At 69.2% G+C, this 18,236-nt stretch carries 15 protein-coding genes and 5 pseudogenes; 8 read left to right on the top strand and 12 right to left on the bottom strand.

The features are described from left to right. Nucleotides 1–352: 352 nt before the first annotated feature. The 3 genes and pseudogenes from ACQPXS_RS44330 to ACQPXS_RS44320 form a co-directional block, all read right to left on the bottom strand. Nucleotides 353–1,192, bottom strand: a complete 840-nt coding sequence (locus ACQPXS_RS44330) for a hypothetical protein (RefSeq protein WP_433455120.1) — start codon at nucleotides 1,190–1,192, stop codon at nucleotides 353–355. Nucleotides 1,193–1,579: 387 nt separating this feature from the next. Beyond that, nucleotides 1,580–1,922, bottom strand: a pseudogene (locus tag ACQPXS_RS44325) (transposase); the annotation flags it as partial. Between the two features lie 504 nt (nucleotides 1,923–2,426). Next, on the bottom strand, nucleotides 2,427–2,924 hold the full coding sequence (locus tag ACQPXS_RS44320; protein ID WP_433455119.1) for a peptidylprolyl isomerase: 498 nt from the start codon (nucleotides 2,922–2,924) through the stop codon (nucleotides 2,427–2,429). A 364-nt stretch (nucleotides 2,925–3,288) separates the two neighbouring features. Between ACQPXS_RS44320 and ACQPXS_RS44315 the strand changes: the two genes are divergently transcribed. Together ACQPXS_RS44315 and ACQPXS_RS44310 are read left to right on the top strand one after the other, a co-directional pair. Continuing rightward, nucleotides 3,289–3,861, top strand: coding sequence for a TetR/AcrR family transcriptional regulator (locus tag ACQPXS_RS44315; RefSeq protein ID WP_433455118.1), 573 nt, complete (start codon nucleotides 3,289–3,291; stop codon nucleotides 3,859–3,861). A 241-nt stretch (nucleotides 3,862–4,102) separates the two neighbouring features. Continuing rightward, a pseudogene (locus ACQPXS_RS44310) lies at nucleotides 4,103–4,361 on the top strand (alpha/beta fold hydrolase); the annotation flags it as partial. Nucleotides 4,362–4,560: 199 nt separating this feature from the next. Here ACQPXS_RS44310 and ACQPXS_RS44305 read toward each other — a convergent pair. The 4 genes from ACQPXS_RS44305 to ACQPXS_RS44290 all read right to left on the bottom strand — a co-directional run bounded on the left by ACQPXS_RS44305 (nucleotide 4,561) and on the right by ACQPXS_RS44290 (nucleotide 7,726). Next, nucleotides 4,561–5,547, bottom strand: coding sequence for a zinc-dependent alcohol dehydrogenase family protein (locus tag ACQPXS_RS44305; RefSeq protein ID WP_433455117.1), 987 nt, complete (start codon nucleotides 5,545–5,547; stop codon nucleotides 4,561–4,563). Between the two features lie 511 nt (nucleotides 5,548–6,058). Further along, the gene (locus ACQPXS_RS44300; RefSeq protein ID WP_433455116.1) at nucleotides 6,059–6,994 is read right to left on the bottom strand and encodes an AraC family transcriptional regulator; all 936 of its coding nucleotides are present in this window, start codon (nucleotides 6,992–6,994) and stop codon (nucleotides 6,059–6,061) included. Between the two features lie 91 nt (nucleotides 6,995–7,085). Next, nucleotides 7,086–7,241 carry an alpha/beta fold hydrolase gene (locus tag ACQPXS_RS44295; RefSeq protein ID WP_433455115.1) on the bottom strand — a complete coding sequence of 52 codons (156 nt, stop codon included), beginning with the start codon at nucleotides 7,239–7,241 and terminating at the stop codon, nucleotides 7,086–7,088. Beyond that, nucleotides 7,238–7,726, bottom strand: a complete 489-nt coding sequence (locus tag ACQPXS_RS44290) for an alpha/beta fold hydrolase (protein ID WP_433456223.1) — start codon at nucleotides 7,724–7,726, stop codon at nucleotides 7,238–7,240. Before ACQPXS_RS44290 ends, ACQPXS_RS44295 begins: the two co-directional genes overlap by 4 nt. Nucleotides 7,727–8,180: 454 nt before the next feature. On the opposite strand from ACQPXS_RS44290, the gene ACQPXS_RS44285 reads away from it, so the two are divergent. Further along, nucleotides 8,181–8,882 carry an alpha/beta hydrolase gene (locus ACQPXS_RS44285; protein ID WP_433455114.1) on the top strand — a complete coding sequence of 234 codons (702 nt, stop codon included), beginning with the start codon at nucleotides 8,181–8,183 and terminating at the stop codon, nucleotides 8,880–8,882. 49 nt (nucleotides 8,883–8,931) lie between these two features. On the opposite strand, the gene ACQPXS_RS44280 is transcribed toward ACQPXS_RS44285, so the two are convergent. After that, nucleotides 8,932–10,137 (bottom strand): IS110 family transposase, encoded by a 1,206-nt coding sequence (locus ACQPXS_RS44280; RefSeq protein ID WP_433445832.1) that lies wholly within the window; start codon nucleotides 10,135–10,137, stop codon nucleotides 8,932–8,934. A 209-nt stretch (nucleotides 10,138–10,346) separates the two neighbouring features. Between ACQPXS_RS44280 and ACQPXS_RS44275 the strand changes: the two genes are divergently transcribed. After that, nucleotides 10,347–11,318 carry an aldo/keto reductase gene (locus ACQPXS_RS44275; RefSeq protein WP_433455113.1) on the top strand — a complete coding sequence of 324 codons (972 nt, stop codon included), beginning with the start codon at nucleotides 10,347–10,349 and terminating at the stop codon, nucleotides 11,316–11,318. Nucleotides 11,319–11,539: 221 nt separating this feature from the next. On the opposite strand, the pseudogene ACQPXS_RS44270 reads toward ACQPXS_RS44275, so the two are convergent. Together ACQPXS_RS44270 and ACQPXS_RS44265 are read right to left on the bottom strand one after the other, a co-directional pair. Next, nucleotides 11,540–11,680: pseudogene (locus ACQPXS_RS44270) on the bottom strand (GNAT family N-acetyltransferase); the annotation flags it as partial. Between the two features lie 82 nt (nucleotides 11,681–11,762). After that, nucleotides 11,763–12,072 (bottom strand): annotated as a pseudogene (locus tag ACQPXS_RS44265) (ATP-binding protein); the annotation flags it as partial. A 441-nt stretch (nucleotides 12,073–12,513) separates the two neighbouring features. Here ACQPXS_RS44265 and ACQPXS_RS44260 point away from each other — a divergent pair. Then, nucleotides 12,514–12,797, top strand: a pseudogene (locus tag ACQPXS_RS44260) (hypothetical protein); the annotation flags it as partial. Here the strand turns inward: ACQPXS_RS44260 and ACQPXS_RS44255 are convergent. Continuing rightward, complete coding sequence (locus tag ACQPXS_RS44255) at nucleotides 12,767–13,294, bottom strand: STM3941 family protein (protein WP_433455112.1); 528 nt, start codon at nucleotides 13,292–13,294, stop codon at nucleotides 12,767–12,769. The pseudogene ACQPXS_RS44260 and the gene ACQPXS_RS44255 sit on opposite strands and share 31 nt — an antisense overlap. A 478-nt stretch (nucleotides 13,295–13,772) precedes the next feature. On the opposite strand from ACQPXS_RS44255, the gene ACQPXS_RS44250 reads away from it, so the two are divergent. After that, nucleotides 13,773–13,994 (top strand): hypothetical protein, encoded by a 222-nt coding sequence (locus tag ACQPXS_RS44250; RefSeq protein WP_433455111.1) that lies wholly within the window; start codon nucleotides 13,773–13,775, stop codon nucleotides 13,992–13,994. 371 nt (nucleotides 13,995–14,365) lie between these two features. Then, nucleotides 14,366–15,535, top strand: a complete 1,170-nt coding sequence (locus tag ACQPXS_RS44245; protein ID WP_433455110.1) for a PP2C family protein-serine/threonine phosphatase — start codon at nucleotides 14,366–14,368, stop codon at nucleotides 15,533–15,535. A gap of 429 nt (nucleotides 15,536–15,964) precedes the next feature. Here ACQPXS_RS44245 and ACQPXS_RS44240 read toward each other — a convergent pair whose 3' ends face one another. Beyond that, nucleotides 15,965–16,738 (bottom strand): enoyl-CoA hydratase-related protein, encoded by a 774-nt coding sequence (locus ACQPXS_RS44240; RefSeq protein ID WP_433455109.1) that lies wholly within the window; start codon nucleotides 16,736–16,738, stop codon nucleotides 15,965–15,967. Between the two features lie 242 nt (nucleotides 16,739–16,980). On the opposite strand from ACQPXS_RS44240, the gene ACQPXS_RS44235 reads away from it, so the two are divergent. Next, nucleotides 16,981–18,189 carry an NAD(P)-binding domain-containing protein gene (locus ACQPXS_RS44235; protein WP_433455108.1) on the top strand — a complete coding sequence of 403 codons (1,209 nt, stop codon included), beginning with the start codon at nucleotides 16,981–16,983 and terminating at the stop codon, nucleotides 18,187–18,189. The last annotated feature ends 47 nt before the right edge of the window (nucleotides 18,190–18,236 follow it).

Here is an 18,236-nt window from a genome sequence, read left to right as displayed (position 1 = left end):
GTCACACCAGGCCCTTTGTCAGCGGCCGGGACCGGACGCCACCCCCGCCGCGGCCACACCGAAGAACCCGACCGACCCTGGCCACCGGCGTCCCTGTCCACCACAAACGCCAGTCCCGGTGCAACAGCCGGGCATCGATCTTGGCCTGTCCAAAGCCACCCTCCGCTGAAGCGGTAATCCGCAGCCGGCGTCCACACCATCGGAGGCCGTCCCTTCTCCGCAGCGTTCAGCGCAGGCAGCCGGTGCCGCGCACACCTGTGCCGGGTACGCCTGCAGCACAGCGGCTACAACGGGCTGATGGAGGCCGTCGCGCGCGGTGCCGCCCGCCGGGGGGGCGCCGCCTTGGCCGTGTTCACCGCAGGACGATGCGGAACTGGTCATCCAGCGTGAGCGCCGGAACCATCACGACGGACCTCGTGCCGTCCGGCCCACGGACGTCGAAGGCCCAGAACGGCGCCAGGGCCGAACCATGGCGTACGGTCGCATTCGCCAGCACGAGATGCGCCCCGTCCACCGCGGCCTCGACCAGCCGTTTCCCCGACGTCGCGGTGTGGGCCGGCCGGGCTGCGTTGAGCTGCTGCACCGCCTCGCCCGCGTCGATCAGCGCGTACTCGGTGTCCTTCACGGGAAGCCGCAGTGACCCACTGCCCTCCACGATGCGCCCGTCCCCACTGATCACCAGCTTTGTGTCCCAGTTGGCGGTCGGCAGCCCGTCGACCACCGGGTCGGCCCGCACTTCCGTCGCGCCCCGCCACTCCTGGCGCCACACGGTCACCTTGGCATTCCCCAGCCCGAGCTTCCGGAACACAGGCAGTGCGACCGACTTCGCGAGCCGGTCGCTGGGCAAGGCGTCCCCGGAGCGGGTGTAGTCGCACTTGTCACCGTGCTCGCAGCGGCCCGTGCCACCAGGCGCCCGTCTCTTGTAGTTCCAGCCTCCAGGCGCGGACTCGCCCAGATCGACCTCCGGCCATCTGCCGTGCCGGGACGCCCCGGTCGTCCAGGTGTGTCTCGCCAGTCTCAGGGGTCCCGCGCCGAGCGCATCCGCCAGGCGCCTCGCCTCCGCGGCGGTGACCGCCCCCTTCGACCGGTAGACCGCAGCCGAGCCCGTCGCCTTCGGCAGCGGGCCGGCCGCACGATAGGTGATATCGGGGAACGGGGCGGAAGTCTGGACCGCCGCGGGTGGGCCGTACACGCTCACTCCAAGGGGCGGGAATGTGGGGCTGGTGACCGGAGAGGGTGTTGCCGACCCTTCCGCCGCCCGCGCCGCCCCTGCCATGTCCCTGCCATCCTTGGAAGTCCACAGGAGCCCGTACGCGCCGCCGCCCAGGAGCAGCAGCGCCACAGCCGTAACCGAGGCCGTCACACACCGCCGTCTACTGTCCCGCGGACCCGGCACACCCTCATCCATGGCCATGACTCCGCCCGCCCTCTGCTCGCCCCTCGCACCGATCGCCGTATCCCAGCCACCGCCCGCACCGCATGTCAACCAAGCGGACAACAAGGGCACCCCCGACCGACACAAGAACCGCCCCGAGCCACGACCCACACGGGCTACCTCACCCGCGACGACTGCGCGACTGTCAGAGACCTTCCCCTCCCGGCACCGGTCCGCATCCGAGGTCCACGACTTCGGTAGACACGGCTCCCGCTCCACCAGCGCTCTGCCCCTGGCCGAGGCGTGAGCTGCGAAGACTCCGATCTGGCAGTTCTCCGTCCGGCCGGCTGTGCCCGACCGACTACTGCCCTTGCACCCCAGCGGACGTGGTGCACTTCTTGACGAAGCCGGTGGCGTCCACGATCAGGACCCTGTCTGGGGTACCGAGGCACTCGGCGACGAACTACTGCACCTCGTCCCGGATCGCGTCGACGTCCCAGGCCGCACCGGGGCGGCGGCGGGGGCGGCGACGCTCAGGTTCAGGGGTCTTTCAGCTGATGATGGGGGACGCGATGACGACGGGGACGTCGGCCGGCTCAGGGCCCGTGCGGTAGATGGGTGCGGGGCGTCTCCTGCGAAGGCGAGCAGGTCGGTGGGGTGCAGGTCGGTGGGGGCGTCGACGGGCCCGGCGGCGAGTCGGCAGGTCCAAGGGCCAGGCCGCCCGCCCGCCGGCGTTCCGCCGGGCCAGGGCGCCGTCAGGGAAGGCCTCGTCGAATGCCTCAGCCAGGCCAGGCCAGGCGATGATCTCCCGGAACGCGGCCGTCGCCTTGCTCAGCTCGATCTCTCAGGTGCGTGCCCGTCAGGTACCTGGCGAGGGTGACCGGTTCGGCAACGGCCAGGGCGGGAAACCCCAGCGTTTCCATCGGGGCCGCCCGCCTGCCTGATCCAGCAGCGGGTACCGGTCCCTCCTTTGTCACCGCATGCCGCTTGACTACCCACCCGGGGTCTGAGGCATCCCCTCGACGAGATGCCTCGCCCCGAGAGGCCGGGATCAGCTGCCGTCGACGACGCCGGAGGCCGCGATCTCGACCTTCCCCTTGGGGGCGCCGGACTGCGAGCCCAAAGCCTCGATCTGGTCGACGAGCTCCCGGCCCTCGACGACCTCGCCGAAGACGACATGCTTGCCGTCGAGCCACGGTGTGGGGACGGTGGTGATGAAGAACTGCGAGCCGTTGGTGTTGCGGCCGGCGTTCGCCATCGACAGCAGGTACTTGCGGTCGTGCTTCAGTGTGAAGTTCTCGTCCTCGAACTTCTCACCGTAGATGCTCTTGCCACCGGTTCCGTTGTGGTTGGTGAAGTCACCGCCCTGCAGCATGAACTGGGGAATGATGCGGTGGAAGCCAGAACCGGCGTAGCCGTAGCCGTTCTGGCCGGTGGCCAGCTCACGGAAGTTGCGCGCGGTCTTCGGGACGACCTCGTCGAAGAGGTTGAAGACGAGACGGCCGGCGGGGGCGCCGTTAATGCTGATGTCGAAGTACACGTTGCTCATGGGGCCATCCTGTCACCCCTGGCGCCGACCACGTCGAACCGGGCCGCCGGCCACCGAACATCCGTGCCGGGCTGACGAGCACTACCGTCCCACTCCCCCGCCCACCACCGGCAACCCACCGGCCGGTGATCTGCCCGGCCATGACCCGAAGTTCATCCCCGCCGCATGTCAACACGTGCTGCGCACCGGGAGCCGGCGGTGACGTCCGCACGCGGGCCCGGCCCAGCAACTCAACGTCTTTGCGCAGCCGCCGCGGCTCTTCCACAGCGAGGACTCGCCCCAGGGGCTCTCCCCCGGTGCTTCATCAGGTGGCCTTGCCCTCCTTAAATCAGACGAACTAGTGTGTTCGATTAAGGAGGAAACCATGGCGACGCGATTCCGGAAGACCAAGTCCGAGGAGAAGATCCTCACCGCGGCAGCCGATCAGTTCTACGCGCACGGACTGCGCGGTGTCGGTGTCGATCAGGTCATCGAGGCTTCGGGCGTTGCGAAGTCGACCCTGTACGCGCACTTCCGCACCAAGGAGGAGCTGATCGCCGCATACCTGCGCAGAACCGACGACTCCTGGATGAGCCAGCTGCAGAGCGCCGCCGAGCTCGCAGGCCCCGACGCCTGCGAGCAGCTCGTCGGCCTCTTCGACGCGTTGGAGGCCGCCTTTGACCGGCACGGCTTCTTCGGGTGCCCGTTCGTCAGTGCAGCCGTCGAGGCCGAGCCGGACTCGGAGGCCCGGGCCATCACCCTGGAGCACACGCGGCGCCGTCAGGCGTGGCTGACCGAGCTGAGCGAGAAGGCCGGGGCCGAGACTCCCGAGTCGCTCGCCTGGCACATCGGGCTCCTGATCGACGGCGCCCTGGCCTCCGGCCGCCTGCTGCAGGACCGCACCGTCGTGGACGAGGCGAAGACCGCAGCCCGCCGACTCGTCGCCAGCCACACCTGAGTACGGCCGACACCTGAATACGGCGGCATGTGAGCATCCCGTTCCGAGACGCCGGAGGGCGCAACTCCGGACCCGTACTGTCGTAAGGCCACGACCGCGTGTCCGACGAACGTCCAACGGTGCATTCGTCTGACGACCGTGGACGCCGCGACCGGTTGGCGAGACACGAGCCGAGCCCTGCCTGTCCGGGCCCGCAGCCGACTCGGCCCACATGCCGCTTCAACCGCATGACACCGCAGTCATGTCTTTCGTCACCACCAAAGACGGCACCTGGCCGTTGAACGGCAACGCATGGGATCCGCAGGCCAAGCTGGTGGCTGACAACGGCTACCGGGCCATCGTGCACGACCGACGCGGGTACCTACGCAGACGACCTGGCCGAAGTGATCGAGAAGCTCGACCTGCGCGACATCATCCTCGCCGGTCACTCGCCGGGGGGCGAGGTGACCCGCTGGATCGTGCACGGCAGCGACCAGATCGTCCCGATCGTGGCCGTCGGCGAGAAGTCGTCGAAGATCGTCGAGGACGCGCAGTTCACGGTCTAGACCGCGTGGAGCACGACCCGGGCGCGCGCACACGCGTCATCAGGCGCCGCCGGATCTTTGTGGCCCTGGCACCGTGATCAGGCGGCCCGGGCCCGCTCACCCCGGGCCCGCTCACCCAGGTCCACCCAGCCCCGTGCCCGCACGACCTCGGGAGTCACGCCTCGATGTCGACGACAACCTTGCCGGTGGTGGCGCCGGTCTCTACCGCGGTGTGCGCGTCGGCGACGGTGTCCAGCGCGAAACGGCGGGGATCGAGAACGGGCTTGAGCAACCCGCTGTCGGCCAGGGCGGCGACTTCCCGCAGGATCGCACCGTGGTGCTCGCGGCCACGGCCGGTGAGCATGGGCAGCAGGGTGAACACGCCCGAGTACGTGTCACCGCGGAACGAGAGCGGGGCGATGCTGTGGGTGCCCCAGCCCAGGGCGCTGACCACATGGCCGGTGTAGGTGCGTGCCGCGGTGAAAGACGCGTCGAGGGTCTTTCCGCCCACGGTGTCGAAGATGATGTCGAAGCCTTCGCCGCCGGTGTACTTGGCGACGTACTCCTCGACCGTCGTGGTGGTGTAGTCGATCGGGGTCGCCCCCAGTCGCTGGATGGTCTCCAGGCTCCGCGCGGACCCGGTGGCGTAGACCTCGGCGCCGCGGGCGCGGGCGATCTGGACGGCGACCTGTCCGATGCCGCCGGCGCCGCCGTGGACGAGGACCTTGTGACCCTTGCGGACCTGTGCCCGGTCGACGAGTCCCTCCCAGGCGGTGATGACCACCAGTGGCAGCGCCGCGGCCTCCCGCATGCTGAGCGAGGCCGGCTTGTGGGCGAGCAGACGGGCGTCGACGGCGGCGTACTCGGCGAGAGAGCCCTGCAGGTCGCCGACGCCGCCCGTCATGCCGTAGACCTCGTCGCCGGGAGCGAAGCCGGCGACCCCGTCGCCGACCTGCTCGACCACGCCGGCGAGGTCCAGCCCGAGTACGGCGGGCAGTGTGCGCTTGGCGTGGGGGGCTTTGCCCGCCCGGATCTTGGTGTCCAACGGGTTGACGCCGCTGGCCTTGACCTGGACCAGGACCTGGCCAGGGCCGGCAGTGGGCTTCTCGATGTCCTTCAGGACCAGCGGGGTGTCGAACTTTTCCAGGACCAGTGCACGCATGGGTGGCTCTTCTCTCAGGGTGGTCGCCCCGCCGGCAGGAAGGGCCGCCGTGCGGCATGGATTCCGGCGCAGGGATACGGGTCCGGGGAACCGCTTCTCGCGCCTTGACGGCATGCGGTCTGCCCCGTAGAAGCTCAGCTCTCCGCTAATCAAACAGACTAGTATGTTCAATTAACGCAGGCAAGGGTGCTCGCCACGACCGGGGAGCACTCAGTTCGCGGCCACGACGGCCCCGGCCTGAGCGAGCCGGCGACGCGGTGAACCCCCATGCCCGGCCGCCCACGAAGCCAGGTTTCGGCCCCCTCCCCGAGAGACCGCCTGCATGCGCCGACGCCACCCGTCCCGAGGATCTCGATGCTGCACCCCCATGCCGCGAACAACAGGATCTGGCACCCGGACACACGCGCAGGCTCCGACCGAGTGGCAGGCCGGCCTCCAAACGTGCGTCGTGCCTGCGTCACGGGGTGGATCGGAAGCGGAAGGGCGCAGCGAGTCCCGGGCGGCCACGCTGTCACTCCTGGTCGGCAGCGTCCTGAGGCGTCTCCCCCGCCCGGTAGCGTCCAGGGGATGCACCCATCACGCGCTTGAAGGCGTGGCTGAAGGAGCTCTCGGATCCGTAGCCCCAGCGCGAGGCGATCGCCCAGACGGTACGGTCGGTCGTTCTCAGCTCCCGCGCCGCCGAACGGATCCGCCAGCTCGCGAGGTACTCGAGCGGCGGTAGGCCGACGCTCTCGGTGAACCTGGCGGCGAACTGGGACCTCGACATGCCGACCTTGGCGGCGAGCCCGGCGACGGTCCAGCGGTGTGCGGGCGTGTCGTGCATCAGAGCCAGTGCGGCCCCGATCTGTCGGTCGGCGAGGGCGGTCAGCCACACGCCCCCGGCGGCGCCGCGCTGCGCGACATGAGCCCGGAGCAGGTGGACCAGCAGGACCTGGGACAGCCGCTCGGTGACGAAGGGGGTACCCAGGCCGGGCGCGCCGGTCTCCGCCCGGAGCAGCTCCAGTGCGGCACGGATGGCGCCCGCGGCGCCGGACCCGGCGCCGACATGGACGAGCGGCGGCAGGACATCGACGAGCACAGCGGCATTGGCCTCGTCCAGGTCGAAGCCGCAGCCCACCACCACCGCGTCGCGGGCCGCCCCGATCCGGACGGTCGCCCCGTCGGTGTGGTCCGCGAAGATCCGGGCGCTCGGCACCGCCGGCATGACCGGACCGCCGGACAACTCGTAGGCGCGACCGCTGCCAATCAGGTAGCAGTCGCCCTCGCCGAGCACCACCGGGGCGGGGAGGCCGGCGACCGCGATCCGGCAGCTCCCCTCCAGCACAGCGCCGAACTTGATGTGCCGGTAGCCCGAGAAGCCGACGGCCCACGGCTCCTGCGCCTCCAGCCGCGCGAACTGCGCACTGCGCAGATCGAGCAGGGCCAGTACGTCGGTCAACGGATCCATCGGCTGTCCTCCCACGGGCACGGCCGGCGCCATACGGCTCCGCCGACGGCTTCGAGCCCGTGCCGGGGCACCGCCCTGTCCGCCGCCGCGGTCATCGCCCCGCCCGCTCGGCCCCGGCGGTCTGCGACAGGAAGTCCAGCAACAGCCGGGTGACCGTATCGGGCGCCTCCAACGGGAGCCAGTGCCCGGCGCCGTCGATCCGTTCGTACCGCCATTCTCCGTGCGCCTCCTCGGCTGAGCCAGTCATCTGCTGCTCGGTGAGGAAGCGGTCCGCGCTGCCCCACACCCCCATGGCGGGTGCGCGAACAGGAGCGGCGGCGGGCGGTGGCCCACCAGCGACGCCGGCGGAGCCCAGGCCCGGTACAGCGCGAGCGCGCCGGTCATGGCTCCGGGCTGCCGCAGGCGGGCGACGGCCCGCTCCCCATCGGGGTGCCCGGCGAGGAGCTCGCGGAGCTGGGCGGCAGAGTCCTGCAGCGGCCACTCCTCCGCGACATCGAACTGGAACATCTCGAGGTCGCTCAGCACGCGCGCCGGGGCGTACTCGTGGACCGCGGCGGGCTTGTCCGACGCACCGAACCCGCGGAGGTCCATGGTGATCACGCGGTAGCCGGCGTCCAGCACGGCGGATACCTGATGGCGCCAGAGTTCCGAAGTGCCGGGGAAGCCGTGCACCAGCAAGACCGCGGGCCCGTCCCCAGGACCTTGGGCCTGGACGGCAAGTCCGTCGATCATGGCTCTCACGCAACTGCTCCTTCGCGGCACGTCTGCACGGGAAACGACTCCCGCCCGCGACTGTGCCTGGTCGACGCGGCGGCAGGGAATGCGAGCGGTTCACCCCACCGGAGGGATGATCCGGCTCCGGCCCGTTCGGCCGCAGGCGGGAAGGGTCACCCGTCAGCAGCTGCAACGACGCCTCCCGGGAATGCGAACAGCCCACAGCCCACTATGAACGGTCACCTGCCCCAGGTCGGCGTGAAGCCGACGTCGCAGGACGGCCGCACAAGAACCGTGGACAACCGCGCATGGCCCGGGCCTCGGCGCGGCCGTAACTTCGCTGGCAGGCGGTGCTCCCCCGTCCCGCCACACCGCCGGCCGATGAGGCGCTCCCGGCATCGCGCCGAGCAGCGACCACCCCGTCCGCCGCGCGGCTGCGTCCTTTTGTCACCCGTATTCCCAAGGCTGATCCATGACCTCTGCAGAAACCAACCAGCCCGCGATCCTGCTCGTGCACGGCGCCTGGCACGGCGCCTGGTGCTGGGAGAAACTCGCCCCCGAACTCACCGCGCTCGGATGGCGGGTCGCCACCGTCGATCTGCCGAGTGCCTCGGCCGACCCCGAGAACACCGCCGGGATGTACGACGACGCACGAGTCGTCCACGAGCGTCTGGCCGGCATCGACGGCCCGGTGACCGTCCTGGCGCACTCCTACGGCGGCCTGCCCGCAACCGAGGCCGCCGCCGGCGCCGCCAACGTCTCGCGCCTGCTCTACCTCTCCGCCTTCCAACTCGACGAGGGCGACTCCCTCGCCGGCCAGAGCGGGGGACAGCTCCCCAGCGGAGACACCGGCACACTGCCCGCCAACGAGGATCCCGTGAACTACTTCTACGCCGACGTCGCCCCGGAGGACGCCGAGCGCGCCGCCGCAAGACTGGTCCGGCAGACCGTGAAGTCCTTCAGCGAGCCCCTCACCGTGGCGACCTGGAAAGCCGTGCCCTCCAGCTACATCCTGTGCGAGCAGGACCAGGCCCTCCCGCTCGCCTTCCAGGAAGCCATGGCGGTCCGCTCCAAGCGCTCATACCGGCTGCCCACCAGCCACTCCCCGTTCCTGTCGGCGCCCGCGCGGCTGGCCCGGCTGATCACCACCGACGCCGGTCTGCAGCAATCCTGACCCCCCAACCGCCGAAAACGACCGCCGGAAAGGAATCTCAATGATGAGGTCAAGCCGTCTGCGTGTCCGGTGGGGTGGGGGTGAACAGTCTCTTGTCACGCAGCATCGCCCAGAGCACGTCGACGCGGCGTCGGGCGAGCGCAAGCAGGGCCTGGGTGTGGATCAGTCCCTCGGCACGCTTTCTGAGGTAGTAGTCCCGGGACGGGCCGGGCCGCATCATGGCAGTCTGGGCGGCCAGGTAGAAGATGTGCCGCAGGCGCCGGTTGTAACGCTTGGGCCGGTGGTAGTTGCCGGTGCGGCGGCCGGAATCGCGGGCGACTGGGGCCAGGCCGGCGTGCGAGGCGAGTCGGCCCGCGTCGCGGTAGCCGGACAGGTCGCCGACGATGGCGACGAACTCGGCGCCCAGGATGGGACCCATACCGGGCATCGACTCGATGATCTCGGCGCGGTCGTCGGCACGGAACGTCTCGCGGATCTCCCGGTCATTGTCCTTGATCCGCTCGTCCAGGGCCAGAAGCTGGTGGGCGAGGTCGCAGACCAGCTTGGCGGCCCGCTTCTCGCCCGGCAGCGCAGTCATCTGGGACTGGGCCGCCTCCACCGCTTTGGCGGCGACGGTGTCGGCGCCGCGGACCTTGCGGCGCTCGAGCCAGGTCGTCAGCCGCTTGACGCCGATCCGGCGCAGGCTGGCCGGGGTCTGATACTCAGTCAGCATCACCACCGGTCCCTTGGCCGCGGAGTAGTCGAAGGCCCGTTCCAGTGCGGGGCAGATTCCCACCAGCAGGTCGCGGAGCCTATTGATCAGCCGGACCCGGTCGGCGATCAGGTCGGCCCGGTAGTTGGTGAGGACCTGGAGCGTGGTGACCAGCTCCGCAGGCGTGCTCAGCGGGGTGAAGTCCCGGGGACGCATGCGGGCCTGGTCGGCGATGACGCGGGCGTCCTTGGCGTCGGTCTTGCCCTCGCCTTTGTAGGCGCCGGACATGCGGTTGACCGTCCGGCCGGGCACGTAGACGACCTGCTGGCCGTTCGCGATCAGCAGGGCCAGCAGCAGGGTGGCGGCCCGGCCGGAGATGTCCACCGCCCACCGCACCTCTTCAGCCCGTTCGCGGGCGGTCTCGATGAGCGTGAGGATCTGGGCCTCGTCGTTGATCACCTTCGTCGAGAAGAGCGTCTCGCCGTCGGCGTCGACCGCGACTGCCCAGTGATGTCCCTTGCCGGCGTCGATGCCGACCCATATCCGCGCGTGAGGCGTGCTCAAGCCCGTCGCTCCGTTCCACCGTGACCAGCACCTTCGTGGCCCGAGGAACACCCCGCCGACAGGTCCCTAACCAGCGATGACCGCAGTTCTCAATCAGTGGTCGGAGCGTCCCGGAGGACCGGGCGGCCATTCCTTCCGAGCCATCAACGGCAACCCATCATCAGCCACACCCGGTCCTCCCGGACCGCCAACATTCTTAGGGCACCATCATGCACAACGTGGAACTGGGCTCGCAGGGCCTGAGCGTCTCCGCCCAGGGCCTGGGCGCCATGGGCATGAGCGTCTGGTACGGGCCCCGCGACGAGCGGGAGAGCATCGCCACCCTCAATGAGGCCGTCGACCTGGGAGTCACCCACATCGACTCCGCCGAGGCGTACGGCCCCTTCGCGAACGAGAAGCTGCTGGGCCGCGCACTCGGCCGCAGACGCGACGAGATCACGATCGCCACCAAGTTCGCGACCGAGTTCGACGACGACGGCACCGCCCACGGGCACAACGGCACCCCCGCCTACGCTCACCGGGCCATCGACCGCTCGCTGCGGCACCTCGGCGTGGACGTCGTCGACCTGTACTACCTGCACCGGGTCGACCCCAAGGTCCCGATCGAGGAGACCATCGGCGCCATGAGCGAGATGGTCCAGGCCGGCAAGGTCCGGTACATCGGCGTCTGCGAGACCGACCCGCAGACCATCCGGCGGGCCCACGCCACCCATCCCCTGGCCGCCGTCCAGTCCGAATACTCGCTGTTCACCCGGGACGTCGAGCACAACGGCGTCTTGGACACGGTCCGCGAACTGGGCATAGGTTTCGTCGCCTTCTCCCCCCTGGGCCGCGGTCTGCTGACCGGTGCCATCAACAGCACCACTCAGCTCACGGCCGACGACGCCCGGCGGAACCTGCCGCGCTTCGCCGACGACAACATCGCCGCCAACCTCCGAGTGGTGGACGAGCTTCGACGACTCGCGCAGTCCAAGGAGGTGACGCCGGCCCAGCTCGTGCTGGCGTGGCTGCACCACCAGGACGTCGTACCCATTCCCGGCACCAAACGGCGCACCTACCTGCGCCAGAACGCCCAGGCTGCGGCGATCCGGCTCGGCCCAGAGGAGCTCGCCCGCATCGACGCCATCGCCCCGCACGGCATCGCCGCAGGCCACCGCGGAGGCGAACGCCCCAAGAGCTGATCTGCGACTGCGCGTCACGGTCCAGAAGGCGCCGATCCTGGACCGGGCCATCTCGCACGGGGCCTGTACCTCACCCCGCGCAGCAACGGGAGCAGGCGGCGGACCGGCCGATCGAGGCGCGCGAACCTGACGGCCTCGACGGTCCCTGATCGAACGGCCGCGCTGAACGGGGTGTTCCGGGCCTCGGGGAACTCGGTACGGCCCGGACTCCAACTCCGCGATTCAGCACTCTCCGAGAACGTGAAGTGTCTGTCGCCGAAGCGCGAGTCGGCCCACGATTCGGAGTCGATCAAGTCGATGGAGGACTGCTCGCCGACGTCGACGCAGAACTCACGGCACCAGCGCACGACGTGCACATGGTCCTTCTCACCGGGTGAGCGTGCCGAGGCGTCTATCACCGCTTCGCGGCGGACTTCACCGCTCGCGCGGGGCGAAGCTCAGAGTTCAGCTGACCGAAGATCTGTGGGGCTTGTCGGCAAGGTTCCAAGGACGCTTGTTCGGTCGGTGGCTGGGGCCGTTCATGATGACCCGCATACCAGTCGCCGGGCGCCCGGTTGCTGGTGATGATCAGAGAGCGCCCCTGCCACTCGGAGACGAGTTCGTAGAGGCCGTCGGCCTGAGCCGCGGTGAGCTGGCGCATGGCGAAGTCATCCAGGACCAGGACGTCAGGTCGGATCAGCTCGCGCCTGCGCTTCTCCCAGGTGTGGTCCGCATGGCCGCCTGCGAGCTCACCGAGGATCCGGCCGGTCTTCGCGTGCGCTTGGCCGCGTGGTGTCCGAGAGGGTGAACAGGCGTACGACCACGCATACCTACGACGCCGTGGGCTTGCCGCCGCACTCAGCGGGCGGCCGCTTCCGGGTTGACCTCGTCCTGGACGTACGACGCGGCAGGGCGCCCACTCACACCGCACTCACCCGCCGGCACGCTGGACTTCACCCACGACGCGGCGGGCCGCGAAACAGCGCGCCATATCGGTGCCGAAGTGGCACCGCCGCAGAACTGGAGCGGGACAGGCCGCCTGATCACACAGACCCTGACCGCGGGAACGCACGCTGACGTATGCCGTCTCCTCCGGCACCGCACCTACGCCCACCGGGCCGACGGATACATCACCGAGAGACGCGAGGGTTCGAGGGCACCCTGGTCCGCTCAGCCGGCCGAACCTCGTACGCCCGGTGACCGCTGGCGCTATGCCCACGACCCTCCCGGCCGCCGCCTCTCCGAGCACCGCGTGGCGGTGGACGGCTTGGCGGGCCGGCCGACCGCACGGCCTTCCTATGAAAGACTAGGGCGACGCCGCTGGGGCATCGAGCAACGTCGTGGCTGTCCGGCCACCGGCGGCTCGGTCCCCGTTACGAGCGAGATCCCCGTAACTACCTAACCTTTTCCTCGTCTGGACCCGACGCCGACCAAAGGGACAGAACCAGCCGGTCGGCCAACGGGCGCGCTCAGTGCTGTACTGCGAGTCCGGGGCAGTGACGACGCATCGCGTCCAGGACCGCCTCAGGCGACACCGGCAAGGTGTTTGTGGCCATGTTGGCCGGTCCAAAGCCGAGTCGTGCGTTCATGGACGCGGTGCTGCGGACGAGCTTGGGCGCCCGAGCCAGATAGGCGTCCGGATCGTGCAGCACCAGCTCGATGAACCACTGCGAGGTGTTACGAACCCGCTGCTCTCGTATCCGCACGGCTGCTATCTCGTCCCAGCCGAGCCGGCCCAGCCGCACGTGGTCCACTCCCGCGTCGTCCAGCACCAACTCCGGTCGGTCGCGGAACAGGCGGTGGACGATGATCAGCGAGCAGAACCCGAAGAAGGGCACGGCCAGCACCCCAGCCGCAGTCATCTTCACGGTGCTGTGGGCAACCAGGAAAACAATGCCCAGAGCGACGAAAACCAGAGAGCCGGCCAGCATGGCCCACACACGTCCCTTGGCGAGCGGGTAGACCGTCGGGGGCAGCGGATCGCCGTCTCTGATCATGGGCTCAGACGATAGGGCCAGGTCCCTCGTCAGCGGAAGCCCTTTCGTAGCCCGTCTGGTGCCGTCGCCGTCCGGTCTGCCGTCGTCCCACACGGTAGTGGAGCGGGCCCGTTCCCTGACGTCGAGATGGAGCGCCCAGTTGGTCGTACGACCTGGACGCCCGGGGCGGGTCCAGCTCCGCTTCGCCTTGGAGCGGAGGCATCCCGGGCACGGGTGGGTCGGCACGAAGCGTCTGCGGTTCGGCGTTGCTGCGTCTCGCTTGGCGGGCCGACCTGCAAGCTTGCCTATCGGACAGGCACATCCCTGGGAAAGCCGTCCGGTCACCTGCGGATCCGCTCCACGGAGTCGCCCGACGGCCCACCCCTGGCCGTCCTTCGGCTTCGGCGCCTGTGGGCCGACACCCGAAGCGATCGACGAGGCCCTGCAACGCTTCGCGGGCCGCCGCTGGAGCACGGAGGTCCGCCGCATCAACGGAGTCGTGAAAGACGACGCAAACGCCCTGCTGCTCCAGGGCCGGGACCACACCGCTCTGAGCGCCGTCGCGGTCCTCGCGGCCGCATCGGCGACCGCCGCCGAATTCCGATGGATGCAAGGCAGCGGAATCTCATCACACGCGGTAACCAGCCCGTACGGCCTGCAAGCACTCTCAGCGGACCTCACCTGGACCAGTTCACGCTCCGTGTGGACGCCGATGGACTGACACGCCTCGGCACCTGATCCCGGAAACGAACGATCCGCTGGTCGCACGTGCGCACTGTCATGGTCGACGACAATCGTCTCGTGCTGTGGCCCTCCGGCACGGCTGAGGGAAACCGCGCCTTCCGGGGCCTGGCGAAGCATGGCGGCGGCTTCGTTCTCTGCCACTTGACGGGACCCCGGGAACGCCGTCATGGCCCGCAGGGGGGTGTCCAGGGTGATGCTCTGGGTGGTGTTGAACCCGGCCACCCACCGGTCGTAGGTCGTCCCGGCGATGTGCGACCGGCATCAGCGGTCGCAGTGGATCCCCGGACCCCCGGACGCTCGCCACGGCGTCGGGTGGAACACCCCACATCGGGGAGGCAGGCTGTAGGCATGCGGTCGCGCATCCGCCCTTCCCCTCCATCAGCGGCGGGCGGTCACAGCCGGGTCCTCTTCAGACTCGCGCAGTGTGTGCCATTCGTGATCATACTGCTCGCCCTGGGGATCGAGCTTTCCCCTGCACACGCGGTGATCACCGGGCCGCTCCTCGCCGCCATGCCCGCACTGGCCGCCCTGACGATGGGCCCCAAAGGCCCCCTTTCCGCAGCGGCCGGAGCCTTCACCGTCACCGTCCTCACCGCCACCCTGCACCACAGCTGGGGAGCCCAGGTCTACAGCAACCTCATCTCCCTCCTCGTAGTGTCGGCAGCCAGCGTCACCATGAGCAGTGCGGTGCGCACGCGCAGTCACAACGAGCTCAAGCAGGTTCGCCGGGTCGCCGAGGCAGCCCAACGCGTCCTGCTGCGGCCTGTGCCGCCCAGGCTCGGCCCCGTCCGGATGGCCAGCAAATATCTCGCCGCAGAGACGGGCGCGCAGATCGGTGGCGATCTGTACGAGGCTGTCGACACACGGTACGGGGTCCGGATGATCATGGGAGACGTCCGTGGCAAGGGGCTGCCCGCCGTACGCCTGGCCGCAGCCGTACTGGGCGCTTTCCGGGAGGCCGCGCATTACGACGAGGACCTGACGGAGGTGGTGCATCACTGCGCGGCAGCGCTGGAACGCGAGCGGACGGCACTTTGCACGGTCGACCCGGCCGCGGAAGACGATCCGACCGAGGATTTCGTCACCGCGCTCGTGGCCCAGGTATCAGACGCCTTCGTGGTCGAGGTCGTCAATCGCGGCCATCCGCCCCCGCTGGTACTACGCCAGGGCAAGGCAAAGGCACTCCTCCCCGCCAGCCCACTGCCGCCCCTGGGCCTGGAAGATTTCATGGCCGATCCGCCCGCCGAAGCGGAGAGCTACTCCTTCACGCCCGGTGACCGTCTCCTGCTGCACACCGACGGCGTGATCGAAGCCCGCAGTCCCGACGGCGACTTCTTTCCCCTGCCCACGACCGCAGAATCGGTGCATCCCTGTACCCCGTCAGAATTCGTGGAACACCTCCACCAGGCACTGATCCGGCACACTCACGGCTACCTGGCGGACGACGCGGCGATGCTCCTCGTCGAACGGCTCGACGAAGGAGGCCGGGACAGGCTGCACGGCCCCCGCGCCCTCTGAGGTACTCAGAAGCCGTTGCATGTGGGCATCGGCCCGGCAGTGTTCGCTCGGGGATGGTGGAGCGTCCGGTGCCCGACCGTTTGTTGCAGTTGCTTGAACGGGTGCTGCCGGTGGCACTGATGTGCCCGCAGGGCGGCGGCCGGCGCTGGTACCGGGTCGGTGGGCGGGTCGGAGGAAGATGCCTGCGAGATGCAAGCGGCCCTCGGCAGCAAGATGGATCTCCGTCGTCAGTCTGCCGCGTGACCGGCCGCTGGCGTGGTCATCCGGCTCGACCGCCATTGGCCGTCTTTGCGAGCCAGAGCCCCGGCCCGCAAGATCGTGGAGTCCACCGAGACGGCCCGGTCCGGATTCTCGTTGGCATCGGCCCGGGCCATGAGCGCCGTGAACACCCGCTGCCCGGCGCCATCGACGGAGTAGGCAACGACGGTCTTATTCAGGCCAGACGGGCTTCCGCTTGTCGAGGAAGGCGGCGATGCCTTCGCGAGCGGCCGGGGACTGGGAGGAGGCGGCCATCACTTCACCGGCGATCTCGTAGGCATCGGTCTCCGGGCGGTCCAGCTGAGCGTAGAGCGTCCTCTTGCCCAGGGCTTTGCTCGTCGGGCTGCCACGGGTGGCGCGTGCGAGCAGCGCTTCGACTGCCGCGTCCAGTTCCCGGTCGGGAACGGCTTGATTGATCAGTCCCCAGTCGGCGGCGGTGCGAGCGTCGATCACGTCGCCGGTAAGGGCCATCTCCATGAGCCTCTTGCGTCCGACCGACCGGGCCACCGCCACGGCGGGCGTATGGCAGAACCAGCCTCCGTTACCGCCGGGGAGCGCGAATCCGGCGGACTCTCCGGCCACCGCCAGGTCGCATGTCGCTACGAGCTGGCATCCGGCAGCGACGGCCAGTGCGTGCACCCTGGCAACCACGATCTGCGGAACAAAGTGGATCAGCTGCATCACGCTGGTACACAGGTCGAGCAGCCCGTGGATGTCGCCGGTGTCCGCGGCCCGGACATCGGCGAAGTCGTGCCCGGAGCAGAAGACCGGGCCGTTCGCTGCCAGCACGATGCCCGTGGCAGATGAATCGGCCACCTCAGTGAATGCTTTGTGCAGCTCGCGGAGCATGTTCCAGCTCAGCGCATTCCTGCTTGCGGGGTGATTGAGGGTGACCCAGGCGGATTCTCCTCGTACCGCGACAGTGAGGTACTCGTACGCGCCCATGAATTCACCCTACGCCGGAGTAATGGACGAGGCCCTGATGCCGGACCCGGAGCGAGCGGCCTGGCATTCCGGGGCCCGGATCGTTGCTCCCCGAGCCCGACGGGCCTCGAGTTGCGGCAACTCCCGACGCCGAGAGATCCTCTGCAGGAATGGGGCCGCCACCTGGCCGTGAGAGGCTAGGCGAAGATCGAGTCGCTCCGCGGCGGGCGAGACGTGGACTTCGGGGAGTCGTCTGCCGCGCGATGACCGTGCCCGCGAAGCCGGTGGACGGGAGCCGGATCGTGAATGCCACCACCTGCACACATCTGCTCATCGTCGGGGCCGGCCCGTTCGGCCTGTCCGCGGCCGCTCTCGCCCGAGAGCTCGGTATCGACACGGTCACGGTCGGCCGGCCCATGAGCTTCTGGCGCGAGCACATGCCTGAAGGAATGCTCCTGCGCTCCGGCCCCGACTGGCACTTGGATGCCACCGGGGAGCACACCCTGCGGGACTACCTGCATGAGCGGCGCCTCACCCCCGACGACGTCGATCCCATCCCCGTCACCTTCTTCCTCGACTACGCGGACTGGTTCCGCGACGCCAAACAGATCGCGATCCGGGAAGACCTTGTCACGGGCATCACCCGAAACGACGGCGGATTCGAGGCAGAACTCTCAGGAGGCGGAGCCGTACGCAGCGATGTCGTCATCGCTGCCCCCGGCGTCGGCTATTTCGCGGTGCTTCCGGACTGGGCCGCCCAAGTGGCGCCCGGCCGCGCCACTCACAGCGGTGATCTGGCTTCGTTCGACACCCTGTCGGGACAGCGTGTTCTGATCGTGGGCGGCCGGCAGAGCGCATACGAATGGGCGGCGCTCATCAGTGAGCACGGCGCGGAGCGTATCGACATCGTCCACCGCCACCCCGCGCCCCGCTTCGCGGCCGTGAACTGGGATTTCTTCGATCCATACATCGAGAGCACCCTCCAGGTGGAAGGGTGGTGGCGCGGTCTGCCATCCACACGGCAAGCCGCGATCCGCGCCCGGTGCTGGCAGGCCGGACGGGCGACATTGGAGCCATGGCTGCCTCCACGCCTGAACTCGTCCTCCATCCACGTCTGGCCACAATGCCGGGTGGCGCACGTGGACGGCAGTAAGCATGGCGGCTTCCTGCAGGTCTCTCTCTCGAACAGCGAGACGTTGGCCGTCGACCAGATCGTGTTCGCTACCGGATACGCACCCGACCTCACATGTGTTCCCTACCTTCACGAACTGCTCGGCCAGATAGCCACCCACAACGGATTCCCGGTACTCGACGAGAGCTTTCAGACCACGGTGCCGGGCCTCTACCTCACTGGCTTCGCCGCCACCGAGGACTTCGGTCCATTCTTCGGCTTCGTCAAAGCCGCACCCGTCTCCTCCACTGTTCTCCTGCGGGCACTTCTCAGGCCACGGGCTGGACGATGGTCACGGTGAGTACTCCTTGGGTGGTGGCCAGGGGGCAGGGGGACGGATGCTGTTCG

The sequence above is a fragment of the Streptomyces sp. CA-142005 genome (genome assembly GCF_050942335.1).
Lineage (GTDB): Bacteria > Actinomycetota > Actinomycetes > Streptomycetales > Streptomycetaceae > Streptomyces.
Note: the sequence above shows the minus strand (reverse complement) of the source record. Positions and strands in the feature narration are given on the sequence as shown.

Bases quoted from the DNA above. Each gene is read 5' to 3' on its own strand.
- ACQPXS_RS44275 (WP_433455113.1), top strand. From the start codon at position 10,347: ATGCACAACGTGGAACTGGGCTCGCAGGGCCTGAGCGTCTCCGCCCAG.
- ACQPXS_RS44295 (WP_433455115.1), bottom strand. From the start codon at position 7,241: ATGACTGGCTCAGCCGAGGAGGCGCACGGAGAATGGCGGTACGAACGG.
- ACQPXS_RS44315 (WP_433455118.1), top strand. From the start codon at position 3,289: ATGGCGACGCGATTCCGGAAGACCAAGTCCGAGGAGAAGATCCTCACC.
- ACQPXS_RS44320 (WP_433455119.1), bottom strand. From the start codon at position 2,924: ATGAGCAACGTGTACTTCGACATCAGCATTAACGGCGCCCCCGCCGGC.
- ACQPXS_RS44290 (WP_433456223.1), bottom strand. From the start codon at position 7,726: ATGATCGACGGACTTGCCGTCCAGGCCCAAGGTCCTGGGGACGGGCCC.
- ACQPXS_RS44285 (WP_433455114.1), top strand. From the start codon at position 8,181: ATGACCTCTGCAGAAACCAACCAGCCCGCGATCCTGCTCGTGCACGGC.
- ACQPXS_RS44245 (WP_433455110.1), top strand. From the start codon at position 14,366: ATGCGGTCGCGCATCCGCCCTTCCCCTCCATCAGCGGCGGGCGGTCAC.
- ACQPXS_RS44240 (WP_433455109.1), bottom strand. From the start codon at position 16,738: ATGGGCGCGTACGAGTACCTCACTGTCGCGGTACGAGGAGAATCCGCC.
- ACQPXS_RS44300 (WP_433455116.1), bottom strand. From the start codon at position 6,994: ATGGATCCGTTGACCGACGTACTGGCCCTGCTCGATCTGCGCAGTGCG.
- ACQPXS_RS44305 (WP_433455117.1), bottom strand. From the start codon at position 5,547: ATGCGTGCACTGGTCCTGGAAAAGTTCGACACCCCGCTGGTCCTGAAG.
- ACQPXS_RS44255 (WP_433455112.1), bottom strand. From the start codon at position 13,294: ATGATCAGAGACGGCGATCCGCTGCCCCCGACGGTCTACCCGCTCGCC.
- ACQPXS_RS44235 (WP_433455108.1), top strand. From the start codon at position 16,981: ATGACCGTGCCCGCGAAGCCGGTGGACGGGAGCCGGATCGTGAATGCC.